The sequence below is a fragment of the Chryseobacterium pennae genome, from assembly GCF_003385515.1.
Lineage (GTDB): Bacteria > Bacteroidota > Bacteroidia > Flavobacteriales > Weeksellaceae > Chryseobacterium > Chryseobacterium pennae.
Window position 1 is genome coordinate 95,397 of sequence record NZ_QNVT01000018.1, and the last position, 22,710, is coordinate 118,106.

Annotated in this window: 19 protein-coding genes and 5 tRNA genes; 6 read left to right on the plus strand and 18 right to left on the minus strand. The window is 36.2% G+C overall.

Annotated features, from left to right (window positions below):
• Nucleotides 1–120: 120 nt before the first annotated feature.
• The 4 genes from DRF65_RS17720 to DRF65_RS17735 form a co-directional block, all read right to left on the minus strand.
• Nucleotides 121–2,142, minus strand: a complete 2,022-nt coding sequence (locus DRF65_RS17720; protein WP_115972082.1) for a flotillin family protein — start codon at nucleotides 2,140–2,142, stop codon at nucleotides 121–123.
• Between the two features lie 113 nt (nucleotides 2,143–2,255).
• Nucleotides 2,256–2,912, minus strand: coding sequence for a hypothetical protein (locus DRF65_RS17725; RefSeq protein ID WP_115972083.1), 657 nt, complete (start codon nucleotides 2,910–2,912; stop codon nucleotides 2,256–2,258).
• 1 nt (nucleotide 2,913) lies between these two features.
• Nucleotides 2,914–3,615 (minus strand): PspA/IM30 family protein, encoded by a 702-nt coding sequence (locus tag DRF65_RS17730; protein ID WP_115972084.1) that lies wholly within the window; start codon nucleotides 3,613–3,615, stop codon nucleotides 2,914–2,916.
• A gap of 19 nt (nucleotides 3,616–3,634) precedes the next feature.
• Nucleotides 3,635–4,030, minus strand: a complete 396-nt coding sequence (locus DRF65_RS17735) for a YbjN domain-containing protein (protein ID WP_115972085.1) — start codon at nucleotides 4,028–4,030, stop codon at nucleotides 3,635–3,637.
• Nucleotides 4,031–4,156: 126 nt separating this feature from the next.
• Between DRF65_RS17735 and DRF65_RS17740 the strand changes: the two genes are divergently transcribed.
• Nucleotides 4,157–4,762: a helix-turn-helix domain-containing protein gene (locus DRF65_RS17740; RefSeq protein WP_115972086.1), complete on the plus strand. Its 606-nt coding sequence runs from the start codon at nucleotides 4,157–4,159 to the stop codon at nucleotides 4,760–4,762.
• 195 nt (nucleotides 4,763–4,957) lie between these two features.
• Here the strand turns inward: DRF65_RS17740 and DRF65_RS17745 are convergent.
• The 5 genes from DRF65_RS17745 to DRF65_RS17765 form a co-directional block, all read right to left on the minus strand.
• Nucleotides 4,958–5,041, minus strand: a tRNA-Leu gene (locus DRF65_RS17745).
• A 50-nt stretch (nucleotides 5,042–5,091) separates the two neighbouring features.
• Nucleotides 5,092–5,176 (minus strand) — tRNA-Leu (locus tag DRF65_RS17750).
• A gap of 122 nt (nucleotides 5,177–5,298) precedes the next feature.
• A tRNA-Leu gene (locus DRF65_RS17755) sits at nucleotides 5,299–5,382 on the minus strand.
• Between the two features lie 6 nt (nucleotides 5,383–5,388).
• A tRNA-Gly gene (locus tag DRF65_RS17760) sits at nucleotides 5,389–5,464 on the minus strand.
• A 4-nt stretch (nucleotides 5,465–5,468) separates the two neighbouring features.
• Nucleotides 5,469–5,550: transfer RNA gene (locus tag DRF65_RS17765), tRNA-Leu, on the minus strand.
• Between the two features lie 178 nt (nucleotides 5,551–5,728).
• Here DRF65_RS17765 and DRF65_RS17770 point away from each other — a divergent pair.
• The 3 genes from DRF65_RS17770 (at nucleotide 5,729) to DRF65_RS17780 (ending at nucleotide 7,686) form a co-directional block, all read left to right on the plus strand.
• Nucleotides 5,729–6,106 (plus strand): DUF3127 domain-containing protein, encoded by a 378-nt coding sequence (locus DRF65_RS17770; protein WP_045492249.1) that lies wholly within the window; start codon nucleotides 5,729–5,731, stop codon nucleotides 6,104–6,106.
• A 61-nt stretch (nucleotides 6,107–6,167) separates the two neighbouring features.
• Nucleotides 6,168–6,821, plus strand: a complete 654-nt coding sequence (gene aat / locus DRF65_RS17775; RefSeq protein ID WP_115972087.1) for a leucyl/phenylalanyl-tRNA--protein transferase — start codon at nucleotides 6,168–6,170, stop codon at nucleotides 6,819–6,821.
• Complete coding sequence (locus DRF65_RS17780) at nucleotides 6,808–7,686, plus strand: DMT family transporter (RefSeq protein WP_115972088.1); 879 nt, start codon at nucleotides 6,808–6,810, stop codon at nucleotides 7,684–7,686. Before aat ends, DRF65_RS17780 begins: the two co-directional genes overlap by 14 nt.
• 438 nt (nucleotides 7,687–8,124) lie before the next feature.
• On the opposite strand, the gene DRF65_RS17785 is transcribed toward DRF65_RS17780, so the two are convergent.
• From DRF65_RS17785 to DRF65_RS17820, 8 genes are all read right to left on the minus strand, one after another.
• Nucleotides 8,125–9,507, minus strand: coding sequence for a tetratricopeptide repeat protein (locus DRF65_RS17785; RefSeq protein WP_115972089.1), 1,383 nt, complete (start codon nucleotides 9,505–9,507; stop codon nucleotides 8,125–8,127).
• Nucleotides 9,508–9,717: 210 nt separating this feature from the next.
• A complete protein-coding gene (locus tag DRF65_RS17790) occupies nucleotides 9,718–10,689 on the minus strand; it encodes a quinone oxidoreductase family protein (protein ID WP_115972090.1) in 972 nt (323 codons plus the stop codon).
• Nucleotides 10,690–11,037: 348 nt separating this feature from the next.
• Nucleotides 11,038–11,619 carry a Crp/Fnr family transcriptional regulator gene (locus tag DRF65_RS17795; protein ID WP_115972091.1) on the minus strand — a complete coding sequence of 194 codons (582 nt, stop codon included), beginning with the start codon at nucleotides 11,617–11,619 and terminating at the stop codon, nucleotides 11,038–11,040.
• A 45-nt stretch (nucleotides 11,620–11,664) separates the two neighbouring features.
• The gene (glmM, locus tag DRF65_RS17800) at nucleotides 11,665–13,047 is read right to left on the minus strand and encodes a phosphoglucosamine mutase (protein WP_115972092.1); all 1,383 of its coding nucleotides are present in this window, start codon (nucleotides 13,045–13,047) and stop codon (nucleotides 11,665–11,667) included.
• A 69-nt stretch (nucleotides 13,048–13,116) separates the two neighbouring features.
• Nucleotides 13,117–14,130, minus strand: coding sequence for a DUF4421 family protein (locus DRF65_RS17805; protein WP_115972093.1), 1,014 nt, complete (start codon nucleotides 14,128–14,130; stop codon nucleotides 13,117–13,119).
• Nucleotides 14,131–14,349: 219 nt separating this feature from the next.
• Nucleotides 14,350–16,383: a ferrous iron transport protein B gene (gene feoB / locus DRF65_RS17810; protein WP_115972094.1), complete on the minus strand. Its 2,034-nt coding sequence runs from the start codon at nucleotides 16,381–16,383 to the stop codon at nucleotides 14,350–14,352.
• Nucleotides 16,383–16,637: a FeoA family protein gene (locus tag DRF65_RS17815; protein ID WP_115972095.1), complete on the minus strand. Its 255-nt coding sequence runs from the start codon at nucleotides 16,635–16,637 to the stop codon at nucleotides 16,383–16,385. The genes feoB and DRF65_RS17815 overlap by 1 nt, the downstream gene beginning before the upstream one ends.
• A 135-nt stretch (nucleotides 16,638–16,772) precedes the next feature.
• Nucleotides 16,773–17,672, minus strand: a complete 900-nt coding sequence (locus tag DRF65_RS17820) for a GLPGLI family protein (protein ID WP_115972096.1) — start codon at nucleotides 17,670–17,672, stop codon at nucleotides 16,773–16,775.
• Nucleotides 17,673–17,885: 213 nt separating this feature from the next.
• Here DRF65_RS17820 and DRF65_RS17825 point away from each other — a divergent pair, with 213 nt between their 5' ends.
• Nucleotides 17,886–18,383, plus strand: a complete 498-nt coding sequence (locus tag DRF65_RS17825) for a DinB family protein (RefSeq protein ID WP_115972097.1) — start codon at nucleotides 17,886–17,888, stop codon at nucleotides 18,381–18,383.
• A gap of 53 nt (nucleotides 18,384–18,436) precedes the next feature.
• Here the strand turns inward: DRF65_RS17825 and DRF65_RS17830 are convergent, their stop codons facing one another.
• Complete coding sequence (locus DRF65_RS17830) at nucleotides 18,437–21,148, minus strand: TonB-dependent receptor (RefSeq protein WP_115972098.1); 2,712 nt, start codon at nucleotides 21,146–21,148, stop codon at nucleotides 18,437–18,439.
• Nucleotides 21,149–21,818: 670 nt separating this feature from the next.
• Here DRF65_RS17830 and DRF65_RS17835 point away from each other — a divergent pair.
• Nucleotides 21,819–22,700 carry a cupin-like domain-containing protein gene (locus DRF65_RS17835; protein WP_115972099.1) on the plus strand — a complete coding sequence of 294 codons (882 nt, stop codon included), beginning with the start codon at nucleotides 21,819–21,821 and terminating at the stop codon, nucleotides 22,698–22,700.
• Nucleotides 22,701–22,710: the final 10 nt, after the last annotated feature.

Below are 22,710 nucleotides of genomic sequence, written 5' to 3' on the forward strand. Positions count from 1 at the left end.
ATTATACTTTGCCTTTATCTTCATATAAGCCTTATAGGTTTTGGAAACCTATAAGGCTTGTCAGGCAAACAGTCAATCTATTTTTAAACTGATTATCAAAAGATTAACTGTTTTTGTATATTAAACATGGTTATTGTTTACCGGTTTATTGTCCACACCCAAATGTCTGGCCATATCAAGAGCTCTTTCCAGAATTCCTTTTTCCTGTTGATTGGCAACACCGTTCAGCTTAAAGATCAGGGAGGCAATACTCATGTTTTTGATATCGTCTGATGAAATATTGTATTTGTCTACCATTCCCATTACCTTGGCTATGATATTTTCACCGTCTCCTAACAGGTTTTCTCTCAACATCTGTGCATTTTCGCTATGGTTTACGAACTTATCCAGACCTTTTCCTGCGGATACCTGGCGAATCACATTATCAAAGAAGGTATTATCTCCACCTACGATATCAATTTTCGCTGTTTTGAATGCTTCTGCCAATACCAGAGACTGAGCTTCTGCAATGTCTTTCTGAATCGCAATTTCAGCCAATTCAACTTCTTTTTCTTTATTCAGTCTCAGACGGAATTCTTCGTGATCTTTTCCTGCTTCATTCAGTTTCTTCATTGCTTCTGCCTTTTCATTAATTCCGGCAGCTTCTGCCAATGCTTTTTCTTTGATTACTTCTGCCTGGGCAATGCCTTCTTTCTTTACGGCATCAGCTTTTTTCTCAATCACCACGGCTTCTGCAATACCCTGTCTTTCTGCAGCGTCTGCTTTTGCATGCATCACCTGAGCTTCGGATAACCCTACAGTAGCTTCTTCTTTAGCCTTAGCATCTGCTATAATCTTACGTGCTTCTGCTTCTTTTTCTGCGGCATCTCTTTTCGCCTGAGCTTCAATCACATATTTCTGAGCATCTTTTTCTGCGGCCAGCTTGCGTGCTTCTGCTGCTCTGGTTTCTTCAATCAGTTTTTTCTCTGCTTCCTGAGTAGCAACTGTAATTTCAACCTGCTTATTTCTTTCTGCAGTTTTGAAAGCTTCCAGATCTTTAATTCCCTGCTGCTCTTCCACTACTGTTTTTTCCATAGTCAAACGTTCGCGGATTGCATCCTGAATGCTTTTCTTTTCTATCTCTATCGCTTTCTCTTTTTCAATCTGAGCAAGGGAAACAATTCTTTCTCTTTCTGTAGCCTCTAACGCTTTGTCTTTTAGTACTCTTTCTGTTTCTACGAGATCTGCACGTTCTTTATTTTTAGCAGCAATCACCACCTGACGAAGTTTATTTTCTTCTGCAATCTGTAATTTCTCTTCTGTTGCAATACGAACGGTTTCATATCTCAGACGTTCTTCTTCTTCTACTTTTAAGATTTCAGCATTTTCACGGGCTTTGATATTGGCTACTTCTCGTTTTTGAGACTCCTGCTTTTCTGCCAGTTGTTTTTCAAGCTCAAGAATTGCTTCTCTGGCTTCTACGTTTTGTTTTGTAATGGTTTTTTCTTCATCACGACGAACCTGATTGGCTTTAATATTCTGTGTTGCCGTAAGTTCTGTAATTTTCTTAATCCCCTCAGAATCAAGAATATTGTCTTTATCTAATTTATCGATGGAAGTCTGTTCAAGATAATCGATCGCACAATCATCTAAAACATAACCATTTAAGTCTGTTCCGATAATATCAAGAATTTCCTGACGGAATTCACTTCTCGCTTCGTATAATTCAGTGAAATCAAATTTCTTTCCTACAGTTTTTAAGGCTTCCGAGAATTTAGCTTCAAAAAGCTCTCTTAAGGTCTGAGCATCAGAAGCTCTCTGACATCCAATTGTTTGCCCTACATTAATGATGTCATCTACTGATTTATTAACACGGATAAAGAATGCCACCTGAATATCAGCTCTCATATTGTCTTTACAGATCAATCCGGCTCTTCCTTCTCTTGATATTTCCAGTTTTTTCACCGAAATATCCATAGATTCCATACGGTGAATGACAGGAATTACGATTCCAGCGTTAAAGAAAACCTTTGTGCCACCATAACCGGTTCTTAAAATAACAATTCCCTGAACAGTTTTTTTATACATGGATAAAATCCAGAAAATCAATCCGATTGATGCTACCGCAACAATGATAATTCCAGCAATTAATGGTAAGTTCATAGTTTTATAAGTTTAGTAGTTTATATAAATGTGTTTTTTTAAAAGGTGTTGAGAAAGATCTTCAACATATAGTTCAACATAATTAAAAATAAGCTGAGCACGGTTATTTGTTTTTAATACCTCATGGATTTCTGTACATAGTAGATTCGCTTATCAAGATCTTCATCCACGATCATAACACGGGTTCCGTGTTCCAGCTTTGTTCCGTCCTGGCTTCTTACCATCAGGGTCATAGGATCGCTTCCGATAAAGACCTCCATCATTCCTATTTTGTCATCCTGAATGCTAGACTTCAGTCTTCCTTCTCTTCCCAGAAATGCATACGACACTTCTCCTTTATGGTTAATTTCCTTGAAAAAAGGATTTAAGGGTTTCAGGATTACTTTGGTGAGCAGCATTCCGGCAATAAACAATGGAAACAAGATCAATATTCCTAACCATGTCGGCAATGGAATGAAATAATTCAGATAAAAAGACCCGAGCCATGTCATCAATAATGAAAGTGTCAGGAAATAGGTAATAGGAACAATATCCAGATTAAGAAACTTCAGGAAATGCATCCATGCAGAAGGATCGTGATCAGGGGTATGAAAATGTCCATCCGGAACATGGGTATCTGCACCAATATCCAAGTCAGAATGTAGTCCCACATCGATATCCAGCCCCGTAATAATGGTAAATAACCAATACACAACCGAAAGCCCCAGCAATACACTCAAAACAGTATTTACCGGTGAAAATGCTATATTTAAAAATTCCTGAAAGGTCATATTAGCCTTTTTTAAGTGTTTCCTTTAATCTGTTCAATGCTTCTTCAGCTTCACTGTCTTTGTTATTTACCATAGCATCAATCTCTTCATCAATCGTCTTTCCCGATTTTGAAATATCGGAATAAGCTTCTGCCAATGTTTCCTGCTGTACTACTCTTTCTTTCAGTTTTTCCAGCATGCTTACCGTACTTCCGGTATCCATCTGGGTCATTTTCTGATTAATATCTTTTGTAGCTTCGCTTACCTGTACTCGCGCTCTAAGGGTCTTTAATTCATTTTCCCATTTGGCAATACTGGATTTCAAATGATTGATGGTAGCCTGCATCTTTTCACATTCTGAGTGAAGCTTTTCGTGCTCTTTATGCAGCTGATCTGCATTTTGCTGGGAAGAAGCCTGCCTTTTTAAAGCTTCTTTGGCAAGACGGTCCGCTTCTGAAGCTTCCACCTCTCCTTTTTCGGCTTTCTGAACAATCACTATCGCCTTATTGTAGTAATCTTTTGAGGTTTGTTCTTCTGTTTCAGCTTCATTTTTCTTTCGGATGGTAAGAGCTTTTAACTGAGCCAGAGATTCTACACTTTTCCCCAGTTCTTCTTTCATTTCACGGATTCCCTGTTCCGTTAAATTGATAGGATCTTCAAAATTGTCGATCACAGAATGGATCTCTGCTTTTCCTATTGTTAATAATCTTTTGAAAATGTTCATTTTAAATATCTTTTGTGAATTACTTACTCATTTCAAGCATCTCGTTGGTAAACTCTCCTACCAGAATTCCTAATGAATTGATGGATGCCATCACTTCATTCTGTGCCATATGGTCTGTAGGAAGGGTATCCCTGAAAATGACCCGTTTTCCGGTGCTGTCTAAAACAAAAGCTCCATGCACAATATCTCTGTTTTTCTGAAGCAGCCTTCTAAAGATTTGTTCTGTAGGATTTTTTATTTCGAAAAGAAACTGTTCCATAATAAGGATAGAATCTGATATAATAAGGATCATATTTTTGATTCCGTTGGATTCTTTTTCAATGATTAAGATTCTCTGAGCCTCATCTTCCAGGATGATGTTAAACTCATAATCTAACAACCACTCTTTGACTGTTCTAAATATTTGATTCTTCATGCAGGCTGGTTTAGTGTTTTGATTTTTCGTTCTACACAAATATAACATAAAATTTTCAAATTGCAAATATTTTTAGCAATCATTTATTTAAGATTCTCTATATTTGCAAAAAAGATTAGACAAACAATGAGCTTCTTTGGATCCAATATTAAGAAAATAAGGCAGGTTAAAGGTTTGAGCCAAAAGGCTTTTGCTGATTTATTTGACTTAAACAGAGGGGTAATAAGCTCTTATGAAGAAGGCCGTGCAGAACCAAAGATCGAAACCATACTAAAGGTAGCCAGCCATTTTAATCTTGATCTTGATAAACTGTTAACTGAAACCCTGCAAGTGAATCAGTTAGCCAGTGTTTCAGACATTGATCAGTTGATGCTTTTTCCTGAATTGGCTATCAGTGGAAAGAAAGAAACAGTAAATTCAAAAGACAACAATTCTGAAAGCGCTTCTATTGTGCAAAAAATATTAGCATCCGTAGATCTGGTGTATGAATTTACTCAAGAAAAGCAATTGATTTCCCCTTATCATTATGGTGATATTTTATTTTTGAAGAAGGCTGATCTGAAAAAAGATCCCAATCATCATTTATTAGCAGTGGTTAATGGAAATTTAAAATACACTACTCATACTGATAATCAGGATCTTTATAAAATTGTAGGGCATGTTTCTACTGCTGAAAAGAATATCTTTACTGATATTTTGGAAAGACTGGAAAGACTGGAAAGAAATAGCTAAAACAACTAGATCCAGATACTGGATTCAATAATGGAAAATAATATATAAAGCTCTTACCGTAGAATGTAGGAGCTTATTTTTTAAATTAAATAAGTCGAGTCACTTTAAAGCATAAAGCCCTTAGAAACTATTCTTTTATTTACAAATAAGTATATAAACAAAAAACCCTCCGTATTCAAAATACAGAGGGTTTTGTACCCCAGACGGGACTTGAACCCGTACGTCCTTGCGGACACAGGATTTTAAGTCCTGCGTGTCTACCAGTTCCACCACCAGGGCCGGTGTGTGGTACAAAAAAAAGGATTTGAAAGCAAATCCTATTGTTTGTATGGTGCGGATGAAGGGACTCGAACCCCCACGCCTCACGGCACCAGATCCTAAGTCTGGCGTGGCTACCAATTACACCACATCCGCTGGTTATATTGATCTGTTTTCACAGATTCAAAATCAATTCTCTTACAAATATAAGAAATTCTATTAAAGAACACTCTCTATATAAACAAAAAACCCTCCGTAACGAAATACAGAGGGATTTGTACCCCAGACGGGACTTGAACCCGTACGTCCTTGCGGACACAGGATTTTAAGTCCTGCGTGTCTACCAGTTCCACCACCAGGGCATGGTGTGGAGCGAAAAACGGGATTCGAACCCGCGACCCCAACCTTGGCAAGGTTGTGCTCTACCAGCTGAGCTATTTTCGCATAGTGCGGATGAAGGGACTCGAACCCCCACGCCTCACGGCACCAGATCCTAAGTCTGGCGTGGCTACCAATTACACCACATCCGCTGGTTTTTTGTATTGTAAGTTTTAAAGAGCTTGCTTCGTTTTTGTGAGTGCAAATATAGGACAATTTCCTTTACCTCCAAACTTTTTCAGGAAAAAAATTAAAATTTCCAGATTTTTTTTCAGCAGCAGCTATTATTACATTTCATTTTCTTACTTTTACATCGTTAATAATTACGATATGGAATTACAAGGAACGGTAAAGAAACTTTTTGAAACTCAAACATTTGCAAGTGGATTTCAAAAAAGAGAATTGGTTATTTTAACCCAGGAACAGTATCCACAGCCGATAAACATAGAATTTTTGTCTGATAAAATTAGTTTATTAGATAACCTTAAAGAAGGTGAAAACGTAAAAATAGGAATCAACATCAGAGGTAGAGAATGGGTTTCTCCACAGGGTGAAACTAAATACTTCAACTCTATCACAGGATGGAAAGTAGAGAAGGTTTTTGATAATGGATCAGAACCTACTCAGGCTATGCCTCAGCAATCAGCATCTCCTGTTTCCAACGAAAATCCTTTTGCTGGAGACGATGACGACGATTTACCTTTCTAATTAAAGAATTAAAATCAAATATAATCCTGCTTTCTTAAAAGTGGGATTTTTTTTCCAAAAAATGGTCCGACTAGACGAAAATGAGATTTCATTTCCTGATCCGGAAGTGTATGATGGACATGACGGGCTGATTGCCCTTGGTGGAGATTTGTCTGTAGAACGCATTTGGTTCGCTTATCAATTGGGTATCTTCCCCTGGTACAATCCGGAAGAGGAAATTCTATGGTGGTGCCCGGATCCCAGATTTGTTCTGGTTCCAGATGAAATAAAGGTTTCCAAATCGATGAGAAAAATCCTGAACAGGAATATTTTTACTTTTTCGGAAAACAAAAACTTCAGAGAGGTCATCAAAAACTGTCAGCAAACTGAACGAAAAGGGCAATCCGGAACCTGGCTTTCTGATGAGCTTATGAATTCTTTCATTCAACTTCATGAATATGGCCTGGCCAGAAGCATTGAAGTATGGCAGGATGGCGAATTGGTAGGTGGTTTTTACGGTTTACAGATTGGTAATGTTTTCTGTGGTGAAAGTATGTTTACAAAAGTAAGTAATGCCTCAAAAGCTGGATTTATTCACTTTGTAGAAAGCAATAAAAATTATATTGAATTAATTGACTGCCAGTCTCATACCGAACACCTAGAAAGCTTGGGGGCAAAAATGATTCCTAAGAAAGAATTTTTAAAAATCCTACACGAAAACAATGAACGCAGATAAAGAAAAATGGATTCTTCTGACAATCCTGAGTATTATTTGGGGATCTTCTTTTATTTTGATCAAAAAATCACTGGATCATTTCAACCCGTATCAGGTAGGGTCACTAAGAGTCCTTATTGCCGGTATTGTTCTGCTGCCAATTGCCATATCCAATTATAAACTTTTTCCGAAGAGGCACTTGAAGTGGCTTATCCTGGCTGCTTTTACCGGAAACTTCATCCCTATGTTCCTGTTTCCTATTGCAGAAACAGAAGTCAGCAGCAGCATTGCAGGAATCATCAACTCTATGATGCCTATTTTTGTAATTATTGTAGGAGCTTTGGTATGGAAGTTTGAAACCACAAAGAAACAGATCATAGGAACGCTGATAAGCTTTACAGGAGTCTGTATTCTGGCTTTTGGCGGTGGTAATAGTGGTGAACTTAAAATAATCCCAATTTTACTGTTATTACTGGCTACCTTATGCTATGCTGTGAGTACAACCACCGTAAAATCAAAACTTATGGAGGTTTCTTCCGTAGTTTTATCTTCTTTTATATTTTCTTTTGTTTTAATTTTTCCTTCCATTATTGCCCTTACAAGTACAGGTTTTTTTTCTGAGTTCAGTTTTTCAAAGGACAATATGCTTGGGCTTATGTTTGTAAGTTTACTTTCTATTTTCGGAACCGGGCTTGCTATGACCATGAATTATCGGTTATTAAAAGTTTCCACCCCTCTTTTCGCCTCAACGGTCACGCTTATCATGCCTATAGTAGCTATTATTTGGGGTCTCATTGATGGTGAAAAACTAACTGTTTTCCAATTTATAGGTGCGGGAATTATTATTGCCGGGCTGATCTTTTTAAGAAGTAATCCGAAGAAATAAAGGTCTATTTGAAAAGACTGGAGGCTGGAAGTTACTTTTAGTGATATGATTAACTGATTATTTGTTAATGGTTATTCCAGAATTATTTTAACGCAAAACTCACAAAGGGTTTGATTGAAAAAATTTCGTTCGCAAAGGCGTTTCACTTAGCTATGTTCGTATTCTTTGCCGAATGAGGTGCCCTTGCCGGCGAAAAAAATTCGTATAATTTGATGCTTCTTTGTGTATTCTTAGCGTTAAAAAATAAAAAAACATCCTAATCTGAACTCCGGTTCATTAATGGTTCTTACTTCAAAACCTCCCTAAAAAATGATTAAACAGAAAGGACAATAATTATTCTCCGCTTTCTTTTCCATCTCCCAGCTTCGAGCTTACAAAATCGTTTATCAATAAAAAAAACCTGCATTTCTGCAGACTTTTTCGTTATTTGGAGTATGTTTAGTTCTTTTTCTTTACTTTACTCACCTTCACCTTTTTCACCTCATCTTTGATGAACGGATATTTCTTCTGCATATCCTTTACCAGAGACGGATCCAGCTCTAAAGCTTTCTGAAGGGATTCTATTCCTTTGTCCTGATCTTTCAGATTGAAAAAACAGTTACTTAACTGATAGTATAGCTCTGCTCTGTCATGATGTTTTATCGCTGCATTTAAAACAGTAACAGCGTCTTCATATTCCCCAACAAGCATAAGAACTTCTGAGTAAGCATACCAGTTGTAAAACCTTGATGGTTCAGCGTCTACCAGTTTTTTAAGACAGGCAAGACTTTCTTCAAATTTCCCTGAATCAATGAACAGGAATGCTAATCTTTTCTGATAATCAAGATTATTTTCATTCAACTGTGTTGCTTCCTTAGCAAAATGAAGTGCTTCAGACATACCACCCATTTCTTCATATAAATAAGACTGCTCCATCATCGCCAGATAAAACTGAGGGTCTTCTCTCAACGATTTCTGAAAAGAATTTAAAGCTAAAATAGGCTGCTTTAATGCTTTGTTGCACAATCCGATTTTATAAAAAGTAAATGCTTTGGTATATTCCAGTTCAAGCATTTCCTCATAGGTATCAATAGCTTTTTGGTATTGTCCTAAAGCCTCATAACATGCTGCTTTATTGGCATATACTCCTACAGAATTTGAATTGATAGCCAATAGATAATCATATCCTTTTATGGCTTCATCGAAGTTCTTTCGGTTGAAGTAGAATTGTCCGTATTCAAACCATGCGGTTTCAGAATAAGAAAATTCATCTAAATATTCATTAAGAAAGGCAATAGCCTCCTCACTCTTATTCAGATCACTGAAGCACACCATTGCATTTTCCAGCGAATATTCATCCGTAGGATCTTCTTTAAGTGCTTTTCTGTAATGTTTAAGAGCGTTAAAAGGATCACCCAGATTTACATATTCATCTGCAATAAAGTTGTGAAGAAAGTTTTCTTCTTCCTCCAGCGTAAGAGCTTTTTTACAGATTTCAATGGATTTTCTAGGGTTACCCAGGTTCGAATAATACTTAGCGTAGCAAACTAAAAAGTCTGTATTCTCCATGGAAGAACCTTTTAACTCATCAATAAGATCTTTCGCTGTATTATATTCTTCCCACTCCAGAAGGATTTCAAGTTTTTTGATCTTGATATCTAATGAATTGGGGTGAAGCTTTAGTCCATAATTAACAGCTCTGTCAGCGTAATTAAAATCACCCAGCTCCAAATAATAAACAATGATATCTTCCAACTCCTCAGTATCGAAGTAGAATTCGTCATTGTTTTCCATCATTTCTTCGAACTTTTTTACAAGTTCATTTCCAAAATACTCTTCCAATAGTGTCCTCTTTGTCGGCCCGATGCCTGAATTTGCTTGCAGACCCCGGCAAACTTTATTAATTAATAATATATCTGAAACTGATATTCAAATATTTATGCAAAGTTGCAACTTTTTTTTGAAATATCCTTTTCATAAATTTCTATTATAAAAATAGTAAAAAAAGAAAACCGATAAAAGGATTGTGGATAAAAAAACGAAAATTGGGGGTTAAATTTTTATTACGAGCCTTTTTCCTGTTTGTATCTCAGCATTCCATGCTTTTTCGATATTTTTTATATCAGCCTCTTCTGTTTCTATTTTAATTTTTCCTTCCACAGCAGCCTGAAACATTTCGGGAATAATTTCTGAAAATAACAGTGCTGATTCTTCTTTTGTCCAGCTTCCCAATCCTGATCCTGAAATCTGGATATCTGTCGCTCTTAGAATCTGAGAAGACAGCTGAATCGTATCGCTGCTCATCCCGCCAATAGTAATCAGTTTTGTTTTATGAGAAAATGTTCCGTCTCCTTTAAATGCTGATAAAATCATTTCTACAGAATGGCCCCAGATATAATCGATAACAATATCAATAGGAGTTTCATTATGAATTTCCTTTATTTTTTTTTTAAAATCTTCGTCACTTAACTGCAGGGAAACAGCCTCATCTGCTCCCAGTTCACGGAGTGCCTGCAGAGATTCTTCGTTTCTTCCGGTAACAATAATTTTTGAGGCTCCATATACCTTCGCAATCTGAACCGCTATTCTGCCTGTAATTCCGGTTGCTCCATTTACCAGAACAACATTTCCCGGTTGTATACCTGCTTTGAATTTTAATGCCATCGCCGACCCCATCACTGCATTGGGAAGGGCTGCTGCAATGGAAAAATCAAGTCCGGCAGGAACATTAACCATCATTTTCTTATCTGCAAGGGCTTTTTCAGCCACCGTTCCTTTTTTACTGAAAAAATATACTTTTGTCCCGTCTTCGAGCATCCCTACTCCATCTGAACCTACAACTGTTGGCTGATGAACTTCATTTTCTGTAGAATAGTGTTTTCCACTGGCTCTTGCTTTATCCAGATTTTTAATGGATGCTGCTTTTACCGTAACCAATACTTCATTTTCATTGGATATTACCGGCTCAGAAAAATCTGCATACTGAGGAATACCTCCTTTTTCAAATACTACTGCTGCTTTCATTGTTTTAAATTTTTGTACAAAATTATGACGAGGAAAACCGTGAGACGATAACATTTGTTATCAGTTGGAGAAAGGCTGGAAGAGGGAAGAGGGAGGCTGGAGGTTATATGAGTCGTGATTACAAGTGAAAAGGATAAAAACGCAAGGTTCGCAAGGGTTTTATGGGTATGTTTTATTTTCGTTCGCAAGGGCACTTCGTTCAGCTAAGAATGCGAACATCGCTAAGTGAAACGCCCTTGCGAACGTTTTATAAATATTATTTTTAATTCTTTACGTACGCTGCGTTAAAATTTAATTCATTTTTTCCTTCGTCTGCATACCGTCTGCGAGAAACTTCCCGCTTCCAGCTTAAGAACTCTTCTCTTTCAATATTTTAGACTTTATCCTGCTAAGATGCACGGTGGTAATACCCAGGTAAGAAGCAATATAATGCTGGGGAACTCTTTTGATGATTTCCGGTTTTTGCTGGGTAAGCTGAATATACCGCTGCTGTGGGGTATCTTTTATGAAGGAAAAGAAATGCTTCATATAATCGAAGATTCTTTCAAACAGCGCGTCCATCAATAGGTTTCTGAGTTCGGGGGTTTCGTAAGCCTCTTCAAGAAATGCTTCTACATCAGGCTTTTTAATTTTATATAAAATACAGGGTTCCACTGTTTCAAAGGAGACCATGCTGGGAAGACCTTTTTTAAAACTTTCCAGAGAAGAAAACATTGTGTTTTCAAGAAAGAACTGAAAGGTAACATCTTTACCATCGTTATTATACCAGGCTCTTACAATTCCTTTTTCAAGATAGAACGCATTATTTGAAACTTCTCCTTCGTTTAGAAGCAGGGTTTTAGCAGGAACTTCCATCCGTTCGAAGTTGCCTAAAAATTTTCTCCATTTTTCTTTTGGAAAAGGGAATCTGTTTTTGATGTGTTCAAACATTCGGGTATAAAAAAAGAACGGAACAAGTCCGTTCTTATAAAGTATTTAAATTAAACTTTTAATTTTCGCGATGATGTCATCTCCTAATTGATCAGCTTCTTCCTGAGATTTTGCTTCTGTATAAATTCTGATGATCGGCTCTGTATTGGATTTTCTAAGATGTACCCAATTGTTTTCGAAGTCAATTTTCACACCATCAACAGTAGAAACGTCTTCGTTTTCATATTCTTTCTCCATTTTACTTAGGATAGCATCTACATCAATCTCCGGAGTCAGTTCTATTTTCTTTTTACCCATGAAATAACTTGGATATCCTGCTCTCAATTCGGAAACTGTCTTATTTTCTTTTGCCAGATGGGTAAGAAATAAGGCCACACCTACTAAAGAGTCTCTTCCGTAGTGAAGATCCGGATAGATAATTCCTCCGTTTCCTTCTCCACCGATTACGGCGTTTTTCTCTTTCATTAAGGTAACCACATTTACTTCTCCTACAGCACTTGCAAAGTATTCTGAATTTTGTGACTGCGCAACATCTCTCAAAGCACGGCTTGAAGAAAGGTTAGAAATTGCAGCTCCTTTTTTATGCTTTAGTAAATAATCGGCAACGGCTACCAATGTATATTCTTCACCAAACATTTCTCCTTTTTCATCAATCAGAGCCAGTCTGTCTACATCTGGATCTACCACAACTCCTACATCTGCATTTTCTTTTTTTACCAATTCGCAGATATCTCCCAAGTGTTCTTTTAACGGCTCCGGGTTATGTGGAAAATGACCTGTTGGTTCGCAGTATAATTTAACCGTTTCACAACCTAATTTATCTAATAGCATTGGAATGGCAATTCCTCCTGTAGAGTTTACAGCATCCAACACCACTTTAAAGTTTTTAGCTTTAATGGCTTCTACATCTACCATTGGCAAATCAAGGATCTGCTGAATATGAATATCAAAAGCATCTTCTCTGGTCTCATATTTTCCAAGATGATCTACTTCTGCATAGTTGAAATCTTCGCTTTCAGCCAATGCAAGTACATCTGCTCCGTTTTCACCCGTGATGAATTCTCCTTTTTCGTTTAAAAGCTTAAGGGCATTCCATTGTTTTGGATTGTGAGATGCGGTAAGGATAATTCCACCGTCTGCTTTCAGCTCAGGAACCATTATTTCTACTGTAGGAGTTGTAGAAAGTCCTAAATCAACCACATTGATTCCTAATCCCTGTAATGTTGCTGTTACCAGTGAAGAGACCATCTGTCCTGAGATTCTGGCATCTCTTCCGATAACCAGTGTTAAGTCTTTTTTATTTTTATTATTCTGAAGCCATGTTCCGAATGCGGAAGCGAATTTTACCACATCTAATGGTGTCAAGTTATCATTTACTTTTCCCCCGATGGTTCCGCGAATTCCCGAAATAGATTTTATTAACGACATTCTGTTTTATTTCTTATTGATTAGTGTAATAATTTATGCGAAACAAAGATACTTAAAAAGACATTGACCTTATAAAACAGGAATCTTTTTTTGAACTTTATCATAAGTATTCTTTACAACTCTTGGAGGAGCAAAACGATAACCTATGTACAGTAAACCATATAGGCTGTTATTCTGTACGGCCTGATTTCTTGTCTGGTTATAGGCATAGGCACTGAAATTCATTTTCCCGCCAAATAAAAACCGGTCTGTATTGTATCCTATATGAAGACCTCCTTCCATTCTTAACGTCAGATATTGGACGTTCTTTATCGAACCATCCCCAAAAACATCGCGATAGGTTGAAAACTTCCCTCCGAGTCCGAGAGCAAGATAAGGTGCAATATTTACATTTTTTCCAAGTACCCAGTTATAGAAATAGCCCATATTGGCTCCTAATTTATACTGTGTTTCTTTGGCTTTCTGATCTTCTATTTTATTTCTTAAAATAGTAAGGTCATAATCCAGAAACAGAACCCAGCTGCCACTGCTTTTCTTTTGCCATTCGCCCTGGGTGTAGATACTTCTTGCAGAAAAGTTTATATTAAGAATATAGGCCGTAGAGCCTCCGAAGCTTTGTACTCTTAAATCCGGGAATTGCATATAATAATCTCCTTCCTTCCAAGCTGGAAAGAGCTCTTTCATATTTTCAATATAAAAGCCTTTTACATTTTTGTAATAAAGATTCTGGATCAGTCTATTGGGGAAAAATCTGACACTAAAGTCTGTATAAGAACTATTTCCTTTCAGATCGTTGTCATTATTCCCTTCAAAGAAACGGGGTGCAAAGGATATGGTAGCACTTATAATCCTATAGTCTACGGAAAATGAAACTTTTGTTTTATTATTGATGGAGAAAATCTGTTTTTTTTCATTTCCTTTTTCGCCTTCTGTAAAGATATAGCTTTCAATATTGGTATCCAGATTGGCGCGAATCATCACCTGATCTGCGTAAGATTTAATATCTGTGGTATCTCTTTGTGCATCGACCTGAATGATCAACAGTAAAAATAATACAACAAATATTCCTTTTGTAAGACTCAATCTGGATATTTTAAATTAAAAAAATGAAAATACTACATTTTTTTCAATTATACATGTGAGTTTTATATTAAGAACAACCGCAATCTTTATCGCAGCTTGATCTTTTAGAGCTGAATTTTTTAGGGGCAAAATTCTTTTTAAGCACTTTGAATAAAGAATAGCAGGCAAATACTACCAATAAAGCAATAAGTACATACTGAATAACTAAGGAAGAGTCCATTATTTTAAAATTTGATATACTATCATCGACACAAAATATGCCAAACCTGTCATCATAGCTACCTGAAAGCCTGTCCATTTCCAACTTTTGGTTTCTCTATAGACTACTGCAAGTGTAGAAATACACTGCATTGCAAACGCATAAAACAGAAGAACGGAAATTCCGGTTGCAAAGCTGAAGACTTTTTCTCCATTGGGTTTTACATCTCTTCTCATTTTATCAATTACCTTTACTTCCGGAGCATCATCTTCAAGACTATACAGCGTTGACATAGTGCCTACGAATACTTCTCTTGCTACGAAGCTGGTCAGGATTCCTACTCCCATTTTCCAATCGTATCCCAGTGGAGCGATCAGCGGTTCTATTCCTTTACCCATTTTGGCCAGGTAAGAATGATCTAAGTGAACGTCTGAAGCAACAGACTCATTCGGCTGTTGTTTTGGCCCGAAATAGCTTAAAACCCAGATAATAATACTTACAATAAAGATTATTTTTCCGGCTCCGGTAATGAAATCCCATACTTTCCCTAAAACCATTTTAAGATCATATCCGAAAAGTGGCTTTTTATAAGCAGGAAGGTCCATTACCAAATATGTTTTTCCACTGTCTTTAATGAATCTTTTCAGAATAGCTGCAGAGAACAAAGCTACTAAGAATCCTAAAAGATACATTCCCATCAGAACCAAAGCTTTATATTTTATTCCTAAAAACGATCCTTCTGAAATAATTAATCCGATGATAATACTGTATACCGGAAGTCTTGCAGAGCACGTCATAAAAGGAGTTACCAATATCGTCAGTAATCTTTCCTTAACGTTTTCAATATTTCTTGTGGAAATCACTGCCGGAATTGCACAAGCGGTTCCTGAAACAAGGGGTACAATACTTTTACCATTTAATCCAAATGGACGAAGAAGCCTATCCATCAGAAAAACAACTCTAGCCATATATCCTGAATCTTCCAATAAATAAAGGAAATACAGTAAAATACCAATCTGTGGTGCAAAGACTACAATTCCTCCTATTCCCGGAACGATTCCGCTAGAGATTAACGAATTGATTGGTCCCTCCGGAAGATGTTCTCCTGTAAAAGCTGACAGCCATGAGAAAAGCTCTTCAATCCAATTCATCGGATATTCTGCAAGGAAAAAAACGCTTTGGAATATCACCAATAAAATCAGTAAGAAAACCACATATCCCCAGAATTTGTGCACCAAAACTTTATCCAGTTTCTCTGTGAGCAATTCTTTGAACTGAGGCTGTTTGGAAATAACGTTGTCTAATATTTTATCTACATTCTGATATCTCCTAACGGTCTCCTGAACCTGTAATCTTTTAGGAACCAAACTTTTAACATCAGAACTATTGATCTGATCCATTTCAGGATCTATTTTTTCAAGGTTTGTTCCCAGTGAAAGACTCATCCAGGCCTTATATTCATTATCAAACCCTTTTTGAGAGACAAGTTTCTGAATAAAATCTTTATGTTCGTTCGGGGTTTCAAAAGAAACTTTTTCTGTTTTTACAAACTCATTGTTATAAACAGCATCTTTCACTTCGTTGATCCCGATTTGCTCTTTTGCATTGGTCTGAATAATCTTAATGCCTAATGCATCAGAAAACTTTTGAATGTCTATGGTAATTCCTCTTCGCTCAGCCTGGTCAATCTGATTGACAATCAGAATCATTGGGATCCCAAGATCCTGTATCTGCTGGAATAGAAGAAGGCCTCTTTTTAAACTTAATGCTTCAAGAATATAAACAACTCCCTCATAATTTTCCTGCTCATCAATAAGGTATTTTGAAAAAATAGCCTCATCTTCTGAACTTGGATAAACGCTGTAAGAACCCGGAAGATCAATGACTTCGATGTCCTCATTCTTATGCGTATAATTTCCTGAATGGCTTGCAACGGTAACCCCTGCATAATTTCCGGTTTTCTGCTTTTTGTTACAAAGCGCATTGAAAACCGTTGATTTTCCTACATTAGGATTTCCGACTAAAAGTATCTGTTTTTTCTTGTTTGCCTGCATTAATTCAATTCTTCAACAATGATATAATCTCCTTCTTCCTCACGAAGAGCAATCCGGCTTTTTTCGGCTCCAAATTCCACATACATCGGTCCATTAAACGGAGCCTGGTATAAAACTCTGAAAATGGTCTCCGGAAGAAGTCCCATTTCAATAATTTTATTGGGCATTTTCAGATGGTCATTATCATATCCCAATATCTTTCCCATTTTGTTTTTAGGAAATCCACTTAATTTATGTAATTCTTTCTCTTTCAAAGCCCTATTATTTTGTAGCGCAAATATACGTTATTTAAATTTAATCTAAATAACGTTTTGGCTATAAAAAGAATCAACCCAAATACATTACTGTACCTGGGTTGACTCGGAATATAATTTAGTTGATATGAATGCTTATTTTTTCTTTTTATCAGGAGAAACCTGATCTTTTTCAATCGGATTATCATTTGAGTTAAAGTAATCCTTAGCCATCTTCTCTTGCTTTTTAAGCGCATCTCCAATGGTAACATCTGATCCCGGCATTTTCATATTCATCATTTCGGGGCTCACTTTCTGGCGGATTTCAGCCATTGGATCCTGCTTAAAGCTGGCGTATGCTTTGTCAAATTTTTCTTTTGTAGTAGGTGTCACTGTATTGGAAACACCATATTTCGCATTGATCTTATCCGAATAGGTTAATTCATCATAATTTTCAATCTTCTTATTTCCGCTCAGCATCCATGAATAGTTTTTCTCATCATCTTCAATCTTAACGATGAGCCCTGGAAGGCCATAGAATTTATACGGACCATCCTGAAAAGGAATATCTGAACTGAACCATGCAGTCCATTTTCGACCTCCATATTCTGTAGTTGCTTTCTGGGTATTGTATTCTCCTATTTTCTGTTTTTCCGGCTGGATATTCCAAACAAACTTAACTGGTGCATCATATCCAAATAAATTCATGCTTACCCTATCAAGATACTGTTGTTTCATTTCCGGATAAGTTTTTACAATCTTGTAAGCAAATTTAGGAGTCTTGATAAGTTTAGAAATATCTTTCCATACTTTTGCTTTCTCCATTTCCTCAACAGCAAGCCTGATAATGGAATCCTGAGCAGACATGGTATAATCCTGATAAATGGACTTTTTTGGCGTAATATCCAAAATTGTAATGAGCTTGTCCAGTTTTGCAGAATCTTTCTTAGGCTTAAATGTCAATTCATAAAAGAATCGGTTTGCCGTTTCTTTGCTGCCCTGAGCATTAGCAAAGGCAAAAAGTATGATAAGAAATACTGAAAATAGCTTTTTCATTCCTCAATTTTAATAATTAGTAATCACTGTTAAGAATTTGTTACAGTTTTTCTTCAATTTATTTTTTAAAAGATAAAATCAGGAAGAGGGAAATTAATCTGAGCAAACGGTAATTTCCACTATAAAATTAAGGAAAGTATAAAAATTATGATTCTCTTAAAACATTTTAAGATATAAAATTTTTACCTTTAAACTTCTCAAAAACAAAATATTATGGATACTCTATCGCAATTTAAAAATGAGCTGGAAGCTGAATATCAGACGACCAGAAAATTCTTTGAAATTTATCCTGAAGAAAAAAATGATTATGCTCCTCATGAGAAAAGCATGAAAATGTTGCCCCTTGCCACTCACATCGCTGAAGTTTTTGAATGGCCCAACACTATGCTTACCACTTCAGAGCTTGATTTTGGCAAAGGAGATTATCAGCCTAAACAGCTTTCTACGAAGGCAGACCTTCTTCAAACTCTTGATCAGAATTTTAAATCTGGAAAAGAAGCTCTGGAAAGTGCAAATGAGAATGACCTTACTGCAAGCTGGGCACTTAAAAACAATGGAGAAGAGCTTGCAAAATGGTCTAAATATGAATCCATCCGCCATGCGCTTAATCAGATTACCCATCACAGGGCACAATTAGGCGTGTATTACAGGATCAATGATATTCCTTTACCGGGAAGCTATGGTCCTTCTGCTGATCACCAGGCTTTTTAAGTCCTTATATATCTCAATAAAAAACCAATCCGCTCGGATTGGTTTTTTTTATTTTATTTAAAGTTGAATTTTACAGTAAACATGACCTGGCTAGGGCGAAGCTGCATGGAGGTGGAAGTAATCGCAGCATTGTCAAAATCAATTTTTTCAAATACTTTTCTATTGGCAATATTCATCCATTTCAATTCAAAATCTACTTTCTTCTTAGCCCAGGAAAACTGATAGGAAAGGTCAAAGAATCCGTTATTATACTTTGCATCACCTGATTTTGAATTGATCTGATCCCAATAAAATCCAATGGTATGGTTTTCTATCGGATAAAAGAAGACATTCAGGTTATGGGTATACCCTTCGCTTTTTCCTAAATTTCCTGTCATGAAGATGTTAGACTGCTTATTCCATGTTTGAGAGGCGTTAAAGTCTACACTCATCCATGAAAAATAGTTATTATTGAATTTAAAGCCTACTGTGTTTGCAATGGTCTTGTTATCAATAAAAGCAGTATTTCTTATTAACTGTGATTTAGACAGGGTATTGTTAAATGTAAAAGAAGCATTGGTTTTAAATTTTGGAAAATATTTTCCTATTTCTGCATAATAGCTGTTGCTGGTTCTCTTATTTTCTCTTTCCAGATATTCAGTCACTCTGAATCCAAATGGATTGACAAAAATGGAAGAGATAAGATTATTTTTGGTATCCCCTATTCTGCTTCCTACATTGAAGAAAAGGTTATTCAACGGGTTTCTGTATTCTAATCTTGCTCCTAAACTTTTTGTAGTGGTCTGAGGAATCGGGTTGTTCGGGTTCATGACGCTGAAACTTCCCGGATTGGTCATAATATATCCGCCGTAAGCAGTCTTTATATCTCCAAAGTTATTACTGATATTTCCATTGACACTTGCTTTAAAGAAAGAAGCAAATGAATACTGCACAAAAATATTAGGCGTGAATGTCGTTTTATTCAATGTTTTTGAAACGTTTCTAATGACATCATCTGCCTTAATGTTATTAAAGTTTACCGGAAAACTGGCAAATAGGCTCCAGGCTTCTGATTTATAATTAACTCCTAAAGATGCTGAAGGGGTAATTTCAGTAAATTTCAGGCTGTTTTCATAAGTCGGGCTGTTAAAATCAGGTTGTCCGGAGGTTGTAATTCCGTCAAAATTTGTATCCAGTTTATCAGTAGAATAATCAAATCCTACCTGTGGAGTAAAGGTCCAGCCTTTCTTTGTAAAGCTTATATTCGCAGAATGTGAGGTATCTAATGTCTTGATTCTGAATCGTTGTAATGCAAAACTTCCCGGAACAAAATCGATCGTTTTCATTGAATCTTTGATTGAATTTCTGTATGGAATCTGCATATAATTAGCAGGAGAGATCTCCAGAGTCTGGTTATCATCCTGATAGCTGATATAGGATTTCAGGTTGATCATCTTTTCTTTCCAGGGAATAATTGTACTTAATGAGTTCTGGAAAGAGGACGTTGGAGATTGTACAGCTTCAAGCCCGTTTCTTTCAGAAACACTGTCTTTTCTGTATGCGTTGGTACGGTCTCCGTTCCAGTACTGTGAAAAGGTAGTTGTATTTTTGAAGAACCCTTTCTTTGCATTTTTAGTGAAAATAATCTCGCCTTTTAGTTTATCTGTATAAAAATTATTTAAAAACCGTGTTCCATATTGAGTCTTTTGCTGGAAATCATTCGTGTTGCTTGATGATTCTCTTTCTACTGCATTATTGGTATAATTGGCATTGACCTTAAGCTCCCATTCTTTTTTCTTATCAATATTGGTAAGGTAATTCGCTGAAAGATAATGTACACTATTGAATAGATATCTTTTCACAGGAAGATCAGGCGTTACTGCATTTTCCACACTCAGCCAGTTATTCTGGGAAATATTGGACCTTCTTCCTTCCCATCCACTTCCGAATGCCAAAATATTCCCCTCATTTTCTACCTGCTCACCCATATTATTGGTCTTATAGTTAACTACCCATTGGCTTTTCTGTCCGAAAAACATAGGAGTCAGTTTTACATTCCATAGCCATGGTTCTCCAAAGCCTGTTCCGACTTCGCCACGACCGGTCATGGTTACTGAGTTTTTAAGCTTAATATTGATCGCCGCCTGATCTGAAGGTACTTTATCCTGAAGGATCTTTACCGGCTGGTGGTTTTCAAGGACTTCCACTTTTTGTACAGCATCTTTGGGCAGCGAGTTGTTGATTGTTCCATAGCCGCCTTCCATAAGGTCTTTTCCGTTGACATAGAATTTATTGATTGCATTTCCCTGATAAAGAATGGTTCCGTCTGTATTGACTTCAATTCCCGGAATTTTCTTCATTACATCGGCAAGGGTTCTGTCGTTTTTACTGTTGAAAGCTTTAAGATCATAGGAAATGGTATCTCCTCTGGCAGTGATCATTTTGGTTTTCAGCTGTACTTCCTTAATTTCTGTAGCTTCAGACTGCATTTTAAAATTCAGGGTTTGCTCGCTATTGCTGATTTGCTTTGTAAGCGGCTTTTGATTGAAGGCCTTTACTTTAAGATCCACATTAGATTCTGAAGAGGTAAAAGTGACTTTGTACTCTCCCTTGGAATTGGTGATTCCATAAGCCAGAATAGCATCTTTACCCGGTTCCTCGATCGTTACACTGGCACTTGGTATGGCTGCTCCTTCATCATCTGTAATTTTCCCGGAAATTGTTTTCTGCGCGAAGGTGAATACCATCATAAAAAGCATCAGAAATAAGGAAATATTTTTTTTCATATTCACTATTTGACTAATTAGTTAATCATTGTAGTTTTTCGTTACACTTTCTTTAAAGATATATTTTTGTTTTAAAAGTTAAATCCTTTCACTTTACCTCTTTATATTTTATCTTGTTTGTAAAGGAAAAGTATAGTTACAGAAAAATTTCAGATATTTTCTTATTTATATCAAGAGAAAATACAAATCAATAATATAAAAAATCACCAACAATTGAATAATGATAAATTACAACTACCTTACTTTCAGTAATTTGAAATTATTTATTAAAAAAATACTATTTTTTTATAAATAAAAAATATTCTAGGAGCATCCGTTTTTAAACTTTAAATTTAAAAATATCTCCCGTGCTATTGAATTAAAATAATGTAACTACCTTTTATTCTTTAATTTATCCAGTTTTAATAGAAACTGCCTGTGAAATAAAAATAATATCTTCGCATCAGAATGGATTTTTATTCATCTATTTTGTGTTTTTACCCTGTAATTCTGTTACAGGGTATTTTTTATACAAAATGATAAAAAAAATAAGATTTCTATAAACAATTGCTAATATGTAATTTTTATTTAGACTAAATAATATAATTTAAATTGCATTATATATTAAAAAAAAATTAAACTCTGGTTCATAAATATTTATTTAATAATTTTGTAACATAAAATTTACGAAATGGGAATTATTTTAAAGCCTATAGATGTTGTAGATGATATTTCTAAAGAGGAATTCTACGAAAAATATCTAAAGCCAAGAAGGCCCGTTGTCATCAAAAATATGGCAAAAAAGTGGCCTGCTTACCAAAAATGGACGATGGAATATATGAAGGAGGTTGTAGGAGATGTGGAGGTCCCGTTATATGACAGTTCAAAGGCAGATCCTTCTGCTCCCATCAACTCTTCTGCAGCTAAAATGAAATTCGGAGATTATGTAGATCTCATAAAAAGAGAGCCTACTGATCTTAGAATTTTCCTTTTTGACCCCATAAAATACGCCCCGAAACTTCTTGAAGATTATATTTCTCCTAAAGAACTGATGGGAGGCTTCCTTGATAAGTATCCAAACATGTTCTTCGGTGGAAAAGGTTCTGTAACGTTCCTTCATTTCGATATAGACATGGCGCACATTTTCCATACTCACTTCAATGGAAGAAAGCATATTCTTCTTTTTGACTATAAATGGAGAGAAAGGTTGTATCAAATTCCTTATGCTACATATGCTTTGGAGGATTATGATATTGAAAATCCTGATTTCACAAAATTCCCGGCACTGGATGGTGTAGAAGGTATTGAATGTTACCTTGAGCACGGTGATACTTTATTTATGCCTACCGGATGGTGGCATTGGATGAAATATCTTGATGGCTCCTTCTCTATCTCCCTACGAGCCTGGGATAAATCATGGGCAGTAAAGGCACATTCTTTATGGAATCTTACAGTACAGCGCAAATTTGATGACATTATGAAGTCGAGCTTCAAAAAGAAATACATGGACTGGAAAGAGAAAATGGCTTTTAAAAGAGCTGAAATAGCTTTAAGAAGAGGCTTACCAAGATAAATAAAAAAGA

Bases quoted from the DNA above. Each gene is read 5' to 3' on its own strand.
- glmM (WP_115972092.1), bottom strand. From the start codon at position 13,047: ATGTCGTTAATAAAATCTATTTCGGGAATTCGCGGAACCATCGGGGGA.
- DRF65_RS17720 (WP_115972082.1), bottom strand. From the start codon at position 2,142: ATGAACTTACCATTAATTGCTGGAATTATCATTGTTGCGGTAGCATCA.
- DRF65_RS17820 (WP_115972096.1), bottom strand. From the start codon at position 17,672: ATGAAAAAGCTATTTTCAGTATTTCTTATCATACTTTTTGCCTTTGCT.
- DRF65_RS17725 (WP_115972083.1), bottom strand. From the start codon at position 2,912: ATGACCTTTCAGGAATTTTTAAATATAGCATTTTCACCGGTAAATACT.
- DRF65_RS17790 (WP_115972090.1), bottom strand. From the start codon at position 10,689: ATGAAAGCAGCAGTAGTATTTGAAAAAGGAGGTATTCCTCAGTATGCA.
- DRF65_RS17770 (WP_045492249.1), top strand. From the start codon at position 5,729: ATGGAATTACAAGGAACGGTAAAGAAACTTTTTGAAACTCAAACATTT.
- aat (WP_115972087.1), top strand. From the start codon at position 6,168: ATGGTCCGACTAGACGAAAATGAGATTTCATTTCCTGATCCGGAAGTG.
- DRF65_RS17780 (WP_115972088.1), top strand. From the start codon at position 6,808: ATGAACGCAGATAAAGAAAAATGGATTCTTCTGACAATCCTGAGTATT.
- DRF65_RS17740 (WP_115972086.1), top strand. From the start codon at position 4,157: ATGAGCTTCTTTGGATCCAATATTAAGAAAATAAGGCAGGTTAAAGGT.
- DRF65_RS17795 (WP_115972091.1), bottom strand. From the start codon at position 11,619: ATGTTTGAACACATCAAAAACAGATTCCCTTTTCCAAAAGAAAAATGG.
- DRF65_RS17730 (WP_115972084.1), bottom strand. From the start codon at position 3,615: ATGAACATTTTCAAAAGATTATTAACAATAGGAAAAGCAGAGATCCAT.
- DRF65_RS17825 (WP_115972097.1), top strand. From the start codon at position 17,886: ATGGATACTCTATCGCAATTTAAAAATGAGCTGGAAGCTGAATATCAG.
- DRF65_RS17835 (WP_115972099.1), top strand. From the start codon at position 21,819: ATGGGAATTATTTTAAAGCCTATAGATGTTGTAGATGATATTTCTAAA.
- feoB (WP_115972094.1), bottom strand. From the start codon at position 16,383: ATGCAGGCAAACAAGAAAAAACAGATACTTTTAGTCGGAAATCCTAAT.
- DRF65_RS17830 (WP_115972098.1), bottom strand. From the start codon at position 21,148: ATGAAAAAAAATATTTCCTTATTTCTGATGCTTTTTATGATGGTATTC.
- DRF65_RS17735 (WP_115972085.1), bottom strand. From the start codon at position 4,030: ATGAAGAATCAAATATTTAGAACAGTCAAAGAGTGGTTGTTAGATTAT.